This window comes from Mesorhizobium sp. P5_C1, from assembly GCF_054049815.1.
The window spans coordinates 1-3,913 of sequence record NZ_JBFULQ010000513.1; the positions used below are offsets into that span (position 1 = coordinate 1).

General features: G+C 61.3%; 6 protein-coding genes. All 6 read right to left on the reverse strand.

What is annotated here, in order from left to right; genetic code table 11:
* Positions 1 to 159: 159 nt before the first annotated feature.
* The 6 genes from rplL to secE all read right to left on the reverse strand — a co-directional run bounded on the left by rplL (position 160) and on the right by secE (position 3,569).
* Positions 160 to 537, reverse strand: a complete 378-nt coding sequence (gene rplL / locus ACXJ7R_RS26870) for a 50S ribosomal protein L7/L12 (protein WP_095089666.1) — start codon at positions 535 to 537, stop codon at positions 160 to 162.
* A 54-nt stretch (positions 538 to 591) separates the two neighbouring features.
* The gene (rplJ, locus tag ACXJ7R_RS26875) at positions 592 to 1,110 is read right to left on the reverse strand and encodes a 50S ribosomal protein L10 (protein WP_095089664.1); all 519 of its coding nucleotides are present in this window, start codon (positions 1,108 to 1,110) and stop codon (positions 592 to 594) included.
* A 396-nt stretch (positions 1,111 to 1,506) separates the two neighbouring features.
* Positions 1,507 to 2,205, reverse strand: a complete 699-nt coding sequence (gene rplA, locus ACXJ7R_RS26880; RefSeq protein ID WP_095089662.1) for a 50S ribosomal protein L1 — start codon at positions 2,203 to 2,205, stop codon at positions 1,507 to 1,509.
* A gap of 4 nt (positions 2,206 to 2,209) precedes the next feature.
* Entirely contained in the window at positions 2,210 to 2,638 is a 429-nt protein-coding gene (rplK, locus tag ACXJ7R_RS26885; protein WP_006333334.1) for a 50S ribosomal protein L11, read from the reverse strand.
* Between the two features lie 172 nt (positions 2,639 to 2,810).
* Positions 2,811 to 3,338 carry a transcription termination/antitermination protein NusG gene (gene nusG, locus ACXJ7R_RS26890; protein ID WP_457154472.1) on the reverse strand — a complete coding sequence of 176 codons (528 nt, stop codon included), beginning with the start codon at positions 3,336 to 3,338 and terminating at the stop codon, positions 2,811 to 2,813.
* A 27-nt stretch (positions 3,339 to 3,365) separates the two neighbouring features.
* Entirely contained in the window at positions 3,366 to 3,569 is a 204-nt protein-coding gene (secE, locus tag ACXJ7R_RS26895) for a preprotein translocase subunit SecE (RefSeq protein WP_013531408.1), read from the reverse strand.
* Positions 3,570 to 3,913: the final 344 nt, after the last annotated feature.

A 3,913-nucleotide genomic window follows, 5' to 3' on the forward strand; every position in this document is an offset into this window, starting at 1 on the left:
ACAGGCCTGTCGGCGGCCGGCTAAAACGGGAGAAAACCCGTTTCCTGAAGGCCGGTTTGCGGCCCTCAGGAAAGAGGTTCTCGTACGTCTCGCGCTACGCGTGCTCCCTCCGGCCGAAGGGAGTGGCGGACGGCGCGAGGCCGTCCGCCGCTTTTACGCTTACTTCAGGTCGACCTTGGCGCCGGCTGCTTCCAGCTGGGCCTTGAACTTGTCAGCGTCGGCCTTGGAAACGCCTTCCTTGACCGGCTTCGGAGCCGCTTCGACCAGATCCTTGGCTTCCTTGAGGCCAAGACCGGTGATGGCGCGGACTTCCTTGATGACGTTGATCTTCTGAGCGCCTGCCTCGGTGAGGACGACGTCGAATTCCGTCTTTTCCTCGGCCGGAGCAGCAGCAGCCGCACCACCGCCAGCGGCGGCAACGGCCACCGGAGCAGCGGCGGAGACGCCCCACTTTTCTTCCAGAAGCTTCGACAGCTCGGCCGCCTCGAGGACGGTCAGCTTCGAAAGGTCGTCTACGATCTTTGCGAGATCAGCCATTGTTGTATTCCTTCATCAGGTTCGAACGTGTGTTTGTGATAGCGAGGAACGGCCTCATGCCGCCTCGTCCTTCCGGGCGTAAGCGCCGATGACGCGCGCGACCGAAGCCGCTGGCGCATTGACGATCTGGGCGATCCGGGTTGCCGGCGTGGCGATCATGCCAACCAGCCTGGCGCGCAGCTCATCGAGCGACGGAAGTGTGGCGAGTGCCTTCACACCGTCGGCGTTGAGCGAGGTGGTGCCCATTGCGCCGCCGAGAATGACGAGCTTGTCATTTCCCTTGGCGAAATCGGACGCGACCTTCGGCGCCGCAATCGGATCCTCCGAATAAGCAATCAGCGTCTGTCCCTTGAACAGGTCGATGATCGATGCGGAGTCCGTGCCCTGAAGAGCGATTTTGGCGAGACGGTTCTTCGCGACTTTGACGGTGCCACCGGCAGCGCGCATTTTCGACCGAAGGTCGTTCATTTGCGCGACGGTGATACCGGCGTAGTGGGCCACGACCACTGAACCTGCGTTCGAGAACGCACCGTTCAGGCCCGTGACGAGTTCGCGTTTTTCCGCTCTGTCCACTGCCTATCTCCAGTTGACCCCCATCCTGTTAACGGGAACATTCCCATTCACGAGGACAGGCGTCGGGTTGCCTTTTGTCGGCCGGGCCATCCAGTAACGGATCTCCCGAACGACGCTCGAGGATCCTGCCCCCTTTCGCCACATCGACGGCCAGGCCGACGATGCGCAGACAAAAGGCAAACACGGTTCGAACCTTTCATTGGAGCAGTCGCTCCGTTGTCCGGTCTTCACCCGTCTCATGCAGGCCCACATGAATTAAGGCTTTTGGGCCGCCTGCAATCTCGGACAGGATGTCCGGAAGCCTTTCGACTTCCGGCACCGGGCCGCCAACCTGGGTTGGAGGCCCGGAATTCTTTTGCGGATCAGCCCTTTAACGGCCGATCCCAGATAAACTTATCAGGACGCCGCGAGCGTCGAGACGTCGAGCTTGAGGCCCGGGCCCATCGTCGAGGTGACCGACACCTTCTTGACGTAGTTGCCCTTGGCGCCCGTCGGCTTTGCCTTGGTCACCGCGTCAGCGAAGGCGCGGATGTTCTCTTCCAGGGCCTTGACCTCGAACGAGACCTTGCCGACACCGGCATGAACGATGCCGGCCTTCTCGACGCGGAACTCGACGGCGCCGCCCTTCGATGCCTTGACGGCGGCGGCAACGTCGGTGGTGACGGTGCCAACCTTCGGGTTCGGCATCATGCCGCGCGGGCCGAGCACCTTGCCGAGACGGCCGACCAGCGGCATCATGTCCGGCGTGGCGATGCAGCGATCGAAGTCGATCGTGCCCTTCTGGACGATGTCGACCAGATCCTCGGCACCGACGATGTCGGCGCCAGCGGCGCGCGCTTCGTCAGCCTTGTCGCCACGGGCGAACACGGCAACGCGAACCGAGCGGCCGGTGCCGTTCGGCAGGTTGACCACGCCGCGGACCATCTGGTCGGCATGGCGGGGATCGACGCCGAGGTTCATGGCGACTTCGACAGTCTCGTCGAACTTGACCGAGGAACGGTCCTTGAGCAGCTTCAGCGCTTCACCCAGGGCGTAAGCCTTGTTGGGATCGATGCCTTCGCGGGTCTTCGATACACGCTTTGCAATCTTTGCCATGATCTTAGCCCACCACTTCCAGACCCATCGAGCGGGCGGAGCCCTCGACCATGCGCATGGCCGCTTCGACGTCGTTTGCGTTCAGATCCTTCATCTTCTGCTCGGCAATGGCGCGAACCTTGTCGCGGCCGATCGTGCCGGCCTTGATCTTGCCCGGCTCCTTCGAACCCGACGTCAGGTTTGCCGCCTTCTTCAGGAAGTAGCTCACCGGCGGCGTCTTCATGACGAAGGTGAAGGACTTGTCCTGGTAGTAGGTGATGACGACCGGAATCGGCGATCCCTTTTCCATTTCCTGGGTCTGCGCGTTGAACGCCTTACAGAACTCCATAATGTTGATGCCACGCTGACCAAGCGCCGGGCCGATCGGGGGAGACGGCGTGGCCGATCCCGCTTTGACCTGGAGCTTGAGCTGGCCTGCAATTTTCTTAGCCATCTCTTTTCCTGCCTTTGTCTATGCCGGCCCCATCATCAGGGAAAAACCGGCGGTTGCAGTCTGGTGGTGCGATCCATGCGGCCGGCTAAGCCGCATTCGTCTCCCACCGTTCTCAAAGCCGCGCGATTTCCGCGCCGCCCTTCCCTGCCGCGCTTGGCGGCGGGATTTCGGATCAGCCCTTTTCGACCTGTCCGAATTCCAGATCGACAGGCACGGCGCGCCCGAAGATCGAAACTTCCACCTTGAGCCGCGCCCGCTCCTCGTCCACTTCCTGGACGAAACCGTTGAACGACGCGAAGRGACCATCCGAAACGCGGATCGCCTCGCCGATCTCGAACGTGACCGAAGGCTTCGGCCGCTCGACGCCTTCCTGCACCTGGTTCAGGATGCGCTGCGCTTCCGCCTCGGTGATCGGCACCGGCTTGGAGTCGCCCAGGAAGCCGGTGACCTTCGGCGTGTTCTTGACCAGCGAGAACACCGCGTCGGTCAGATTGGCCTTCAGGAGCACATAGCCCGGGAAGAACTTGCGCTCGGCATCGACCTTGCGGCCACGACGAACCTCGACGACCTTCTCGGTCGGCACCACGATCTGCTCGATATCGGCGGACAGGCCCTTCTGCTTGGCCTTGTTCTCGATATCCTCGGCGACCTTTTTTTCAAAGTTCGAATAGGCGTGGACGATGTACCACCGCGCAGTCATTTCAAGACTTCTCCGTAATCGCCGGACTTAGCGTCCGATGCCAAGAATCTGCTCGACCGCGAGGCCCATGAGCTGATCGGCGGTGAAGAAAAAGATCATCGCGATCACAGCGAAAGCGAGGACCATCACCGTCGAGATCATCGTTTCGCGTCGCGACGGCCAAGTCACCTTGGCGGTCTCCGCGCGAACCTGCTGGAGAAAGACGAAAGGATTTGTGGTTTTCGAAGCCATATGCCGCTCTGTCTTCAAGACCCGTTGGCCGGGTCCCCTGGATGATCCCGCTGGCCGGGACGTGCCGCCCGGGCTTGTTTTCGCGCCGAATCAGCGCAATCATTTCGCCCATGCAAATCAGACGCGTAAAGCCGGCTTCCCAGCTCCACGCGTCGCGTGTCTGTTTCGTCTACATAAAACCGATTCTTGATCCACGCAAGTGGCAAGTGTCCGCTTTATGACCAAACGCCGCCTCGGAACCATCCAGTCGTTCCGTCCCGGCTATAGCGCGCTTATGCCCCAATCGACCTAATATGGCAAGCGGGTCGCCGATTTTCAAAGGGCAGCCGCGAAATATCGTTTTG